This window comes from Marinobacter iranensis (assembly GCF_029207565.1).
Lineage (GTDB): Bacteria > Pseudomonadota > Gammaproteobacteria > Pseudomonadales > Oleiphilaceae > Marinobacter > Marinobacter iranensis.
Window position 1 is genome coordinate 1 of record NZ_JANCMW010000025.1, and the last position, 6,061, is coordinate 6,061.

General features: G+C 51.3%; 6 protein-coding genes. All 6 read left to right on the top strand.

Going from position 1 to position 6,061, the window contains the following annotated elements; translation table 11 throughout:
* A partial coding sequence (locus NLU14_RS21165; RefSeq protein WP_275710359.1) for an RHS repeat-associated core domain-containing protein occupies positions 1–618 on the top strand: 618 nt, incomplete at its 5' end.
* A complete protein-coding gene (locus NLU14_RS21170; RefSeq protein WP_275710361.1) occupies positions 612–1,010 on the top strand; it encodes a hypothetical protein in 399 nt (132 codons plus the stop codon). The genes NLU14_RS21165 and NLU14_RS21170, both read left to right, overlap by 7 nt.
* A 731-nt stretch (positions 1,011–1,741) precedes the next feature.
* Positions 1,742–3,004, top strand: a complete 1,263-nt coding sequence (gene ltrA, locus NLU14_RS21175; protein WP_275710363.1) for a group II intron reverse transcriptase/maturase — start codon at positions 1,742–1,744, stop codon at positions 3,002–3,004.
* A gap of 629 nt (positions 3,005–3,633) precedes the next feature.
* Positions 3,634–5,043, top strand: a complete 1,410-nt coding sequence (locus NLU14_RS23470) for an RHS repeat domain-containing protein (protein ID WP_476738656.1) — start codon at positions 3,634–3,636, stop codon at positions 5,041–5,043.
* A gap of 9 nt (positions 5,044–5,052) precedes the next feature.
* A complete protein-coding gene (locus tag NLU14_RS21190; protein ID WP_275710365.1) occupies positions 5,053–5,541 on the top strand; it encodes a tetratricopeptide repeat protein in 489 nt (162 codons plus the stop codon).
* A 284-nt stretch (positions 5,542–5,825) separates the two neighbouring features.
* Positions 5,826–6,061, top strand: a 236-nt coding sequence (locus NLU14_RS23475) for a hypothetical protein (RefSeq protein ID WP_476738657.1), incomplete at its 3' end; no start/stop codon positions are given.

A 6,061-nucleotide genomic window follows, 5' to 3' on the forward strand; every position in this document is an offset into this window, starting at 1 on the left:
ATTCCCTTTGGCTTTGCGGGAGGCTTGAAAGATAGCGATACTGGCCTGATCCGGTTTGGGTATCGGGATTACGATCCAACAACCGGCCGCTGGACGGCTCGGGATCCGATTGGCTTTGCGGGTGGGGATACGAATCTTTATGGGTATGTTTTGGGAGACCCAATAGGCTGGATAGATACTAATGGACTTTGGTCAGTCAGCGTCGATGCATATGTTATAGGGGGAGGCGGTGTGACTATTGGTTACAACGAGAGCACAGGGGGCTGGTTCGCTGAGGGCCGCGCTGGCATTGGTGTCGGGGGCGGTGTTTCTTTTGATGCAACTGATAAGGGCCCAGAAGGGAGAGTGCTGCGCGATGGCCCCTATGGCAAAGAAAACCCGCAAATAAAAGTTGGGGAAAGTGGTGTGAGCGTGGGGACATATGTGGGTGTTGGCGCCTCAGCTGGAACAGTTGGATATTCCGTTGGTGGTAAGGCTGGCAAGCATTTCGATGGTACTAATTGTTCTTATTCAGAGGGGCCAAAAGGAGAGCCTGGCTTTAATCCTGCAGGTGCTATTGGATCGGGAGTTGGTTTATCTGTTGGTGGAGCAATGGGGGTTTCGGTATCTATATGGTGACACGTATTTTGAATAACTTTACCCATGCTCCTCGAGTGTTGAAGTACGCGGGGGGCGTCGGGATCTTAATTTTAGCCTCTCCCTTTTTGGGGTTGATATTCAATGTCTTGGAGGGTAAGTATAATATATCCTCTAACTTAGTTTATTGGGCTTATATGCCTGGAGTGATTGTTTATTGGTTGGGGTTGGTGAGTTTATTAAGTAAAAAATGTAGTGGGTTATTCGTTCTGTTTTTAGGGTGGATGATGAACTCTTGGTGTATTTATCCGTTCTTAAGTGTGGAAGATCAGAATCTTCATTTTTCAAGCTTTATATTCTTATCCGTGCTCGGAATGGTCTTGGTCGCAATTATGGCGCTGAATAAAGATCTCCAGCATTGGTTGCGTCAATAAAAATATACCATAGTAGAAATTTATAGATTAAGTAAATATTGATGCCTTAATATGTATTGGGTTTTAATATGTTGAGCCAAAAATATTTAAAATCGCTTATTTAGTATCGAAAAATTGTTGGTTTTGGTGCCGTGGTTGACATTTCGACGGGACTGGCGATTTTCAACCCAGTTGTGTGTGCCACAGCAATGCGGCGGTCCAACGATAGTTGATCGCTCATAGCATGAAAAGCTGTTGAAGTGATGGAGGACCGACCCTCCGGAGTCTGCCTGCAGGGGCCGGCTCCAAACCGCCCCGAGCGGCATTGGCTGAAGACCGTTGTCGTGAGCATCGAGGGAAAAGGCGCATCCATGTGGTGTGTCAGGTAAGAATCGAGAAGGCGAGTACAAGCGAACCATCATTAAGGTGTCGAAATTGATAGCTGACATCAGAACCGGGGGCCACAACTATCCCTGGGATAAGTCCATCGGAAACCTGTTTACTGGATGGGCGGTGTCCGGCATAGAGATGGCGCGAGCTCGATTCAGGCGCTTCAACGGAACTGTGGGAACTCAATACCGTGATGTTAAGGGAGGGCATCAAGTGAAGAAAAGCGAGATGCAGAGTACCGATGCACGGATTGAGGACGGATCGACCTGTAGTAGCTTTGATGTATCTGTAATGGATGCGGAGCGAAGAGGTCGAATTGCTTCAACTGATCCACAGGTCAACTTCTTTGGAAGGATGAGCCCGTGACATCAGCAAAACCGTTTGTGATTCCAAAGCGACTGATATGGGAAGCCTATCAACGAGTCAAAGCGAATCGAGGTGCAGCGGGCGTTGATGGTCAATCGATCTCGGATTTTGATCGGGATCTGAGCAGGAACCTTTACCGGATCTGGAACCGGATGTCGTCAGGAAGCTACTTCCCGCCGGCGGTGAAAGCCGTACCGATTCCAAAGAAGTCAGGTGGGGAGCGAATACTCGGTGTGCCAACGGTCGGTGACAGAATTGCACAGACCGTCGTCACGATGACCCTTGAGCCGATCCTGGAGCCGGTCTTTCATGAAAACTCCTATGGATACCGACGCGGGAAATCGGCGCACGATGCGCTCACGGTAACGCGCAAGCGATGCTGGGAGCGTGATTGGGTTCTTGAGTACGATATTCGCGGCCTGTTCGACAACATTGATCACAATCTGCTGATGAAAGCTCTTCGTCATCACTGTCAGGATCGGTGGGTATTGCTACACGTGGAGCGCTGGCTGACAGCACCAATGCAAAGTCGAGATGGGGCACAAGACTCACGGAGTGTCGGCACACCGCAAGGTGGCCCATTGTCTCCGGTTCTTGCGAATCTGTTTCTGCATTATGCCTTGGACCATTGGCTGACAGTGAACCACAAGGACATCCCTTTCTGTCGATACGCTGACGACGGCATCTTGCATTGCCGCAGTGAAGGCGAAGCGCACTATTTGCGTGAGCAACTTGCGAAGCGCCTTCATAGCTGCGGCCTGGAGATGCACCCGACGAAAACCCGGGTGGTGTACTGCAAGGATAGCAGGCGGACTGAAACTCATGAGCAGATCCAATTCGACTTTCTCGGTTATACATTTCGGCCGAGACGCACGGTCAATCGAAGCGGCAAGGCATTACTGGGGTTCACCCCAGCGGTAAGCCGACAAGCAATGACAGCCATGCGCCAGTCGATAAGACGATGGCATCTGACCCTCCGAAGTGAGCTATCTCTGGACCAACTGGCCCAAGTGCTGGCCCCACGCGTACGAGGGTGGATTAATTACTATTGTCGGTTCAGAGGCTCCGAGTTCCAACCTGTGGCAGATCATCTCGACCGCGCGATCATTCGATGGGCCATGCGGAAACACAAGCGCTTACGTGGTCGGAAGATGAGAGCAATCTCATGGCTGGCCAGCGTTAAGCAGAAACGCCCAACCCTGTTCGTGCATTGGAGTGGGCGCGGGGCGTTTTCGGTTGGAGCAATGGGAGCCCGGTGAGCTGAGAGGTTCACGCCGGGTTCTGAGAGCAGCTGAAGGGGCAGTTCCTTCGGCTGACTCACCCCAAATGACAGCGTCTAAGCAGGCAATTTATTGCGCTCAACTTCCTGCAATTTCTCAGGGGGGAGCGCTACCGGTCCGGTGACTTCCCAGTTCCGGGTGTCGCCATACCAGCGCCGTAGATTTCTGCGCTTTGCTCTTTCATAAACTATTTTCGATGTACCAGTCATTCGTGATCAACGGCTTGATGGCAGTCGGTCGGCGTTACGAACCAGGTACCGCTGTATAGGTGTAGGCGTGCTTGAACGCCAGCATCCATTCACGCACGGCCATGAGCGATGTAAAGCCTTTTCTTTTGACGGCCACTCCGAACAGTATTTAACGGTCCGGAACAACGATTCCGAGTAAGGGTTGCCGTTGCTCACTCTCGGGCGGTTGTGTGACATCAGTATGCCTAGACCTGCCAGTCGGGCCCTGAGCGTATAGGATGTCATCGGCGCTCGGTTGTCGGAGTGCAGTACCGGCGGACGGTGCCAGCAGCTCTCTCGCAACAGAGCACGCTCCACTAGGTTCTTTGCCGGCTAACCAGCACCAACCTGACCTATGACCGGGACGGTCTGTTAACCGGCATCCACGGCTTCACCATCGGTCGCCATACAGATCACGGCCTGCCGGTAAGCCTGGACGACGGCACCCTGAACAAAACGTTTGGCTACAACGGCCACGGGGAAGTCACTGACGTCAGCGCCGAGCTGAATCAGGCTGCGGCCTTCGACTACGAACTGACCTACAACAACGTTGGCCAGATCGTTGGTAAAACCGAAACCCTGCCGGACGGCACGGTCAACCAGTACGGCTATGAGTACGATGACCGCTACCGCCTGACGGGGGTAACCAGGAACAGCCAACTGGTGGAGCAGTACCAATACGACGACAACGGTAACCGCACCCTGGCCACCAGCACCGGGCGAGGCGTCTCGGGTGTTGCCGCCAGCTACAACCTGGGTGACCAGCTGCAAAGCCAGGGCAACACCAGCTACACCTACGATGGCAACGGCCGCCTGAGCCAGAAGACCACCGGCACTGACGTCACCGTCTACGACTATGGCAGCCAGGGCCGGCTCAAGCAGGTGCAGACCCCGGACCACACCATCGAATACCGCCACAACGCCCTGGGCAACCGGGTCGCCAAGGTCAAAGATGGCGAAGTGGTGGAACGCTACCTGTGGCAGGACAAGACCACCCTGTTGGCCACCTACGATGGGGATGGCAACCTCAAACAGCGATTCGAATACACACTGGGTCATACCCCCACGAGCTTTACCGAGAACGGCACTACCTACTACCTGCTGACGGACCAGTTGGGCAGCCCGAGGGTGATCACTGACAGCGCTGGGCAAGTGGTCAAGGCGGTTGAATACGATGCCTATGGTAATGTGATCAGTGACAGCAACCCGGGCTTTGAGATTCCGTTCGGGTTTGCGGGTGGTCTGAAAGATGCAGATACTGGCCTAATCCGGTTTGGGTATCGGGATTATGACCCAACAACCGGCCGCTGGACCGCACGGGATCCGATTGGCTTTGCCGGTGGGGATACGAATCTTTATGGGTATGTTTCTTCAGATGTAATAACTTGGAATGATAAGACCGGCTTAGCGAAAAATAATGGTGTTATAGGAGACCAAATTAAGCGATCAGGGCCTGTAGATCAAAGTGGTCGGGCAGGAAGAGTAGGTAACCCAATAAGTGGACCCCATAGTGCAGCCCCGAGTACAGCGGACAAAATTGGCAATGCGGTAGCCAACAAAGCTGTAAATAAAATGACAGGGGGCGGATTTGGTGTAGACACCAATACTGGAGCCATTAAGCCAGTTACAAAGCTCGGCTGGGTTAAGTTAGGAGGCTGGGCTGTTGGTCTTTGGGCTGGAGGGAAGCCAATCAGTTGCTCTGAACTTGACTGTAACGACAACGGAGTGCCCGATCCCTTTGAGAGAGATAATCATATTGATGATGGAATTTCGTGCCGTGGGCGACGCTAGGGACAAACTATGTTGAATAGGTTTTTAGGGCGAGTTCATAGATTTATTGCTGCCAGTTTTGATGGGAATATAGAAGCGATCTGTATTCGACATTTAGAAAAGTCAGCAAGTTTTGGAAACTCATGGGCTCAGAATCAACTAGGTGTTCGATACTTACGTGGGGCTGGAGTCGCTAAAGATCTTCGGAAGGCTGTTGACTTGTTCAAACTTGCAGCTGAACAAAATCAGGTTGAGGGCTGTTTAAATTTAGCGTGGATATATTCTGACGAAGAGTATTCTGAGAAATCTCTCACCGAGTCTATTAGGTGGTACCGGGTGGCTATTGAAAATGGAAGCCCAATAGCAGAGTATAATTTAGGGCTTTTATATATAGACGGGATTGGCGTAGAAAAAGATTATAGAAAAGGATTTTCTTTGTTAAAAAGCGCTTCTGATAAAGGCTTGAAAGAGGCGATTGAGGCCATTCAAAAGGTATCGGAAAAGGGTTATGGAATTTGAGTCTCATGGGATCTTTGCGTTATGCAATCTTATCTAATTTTTCTTGCGAGAATTTTGGCTTATGGTAGCTTGGTCACAGGGTTTATTATTTTTTCAATCTCAATATATCAAATGGTGGCTAACGATATCGTTATGTCTCATACAAATGTGGATATTGGTTTTATATTAATTATGACAGGGTGGTGTTTGCATAGTTTCAATAGATACAGATTTGGGAAATAGTCGCTTTTGAAAAGCCTGCATCCTGATAATATCCACACAGCATTTTTTGCAAAACCGAAACCCTGCCGGACGGCACGGTCAACCAGTACGGCTATGAGTACGATGACCGCTACCGCCTGACGGAGGTGACCAAAAACAGCCAGTTGGTGGAGCAGTACCAGTACGATGCCAACGGCAACCGCACCCTGGCCACCAGCACCGAGCGAGGCGTGTCAGGTGTATCCGCCAGCTACAACCTGGGTGACCAGCTGCAAAGCCAGGGCAACACCAGCTACACCTACGACGGCAACGGCCGCCT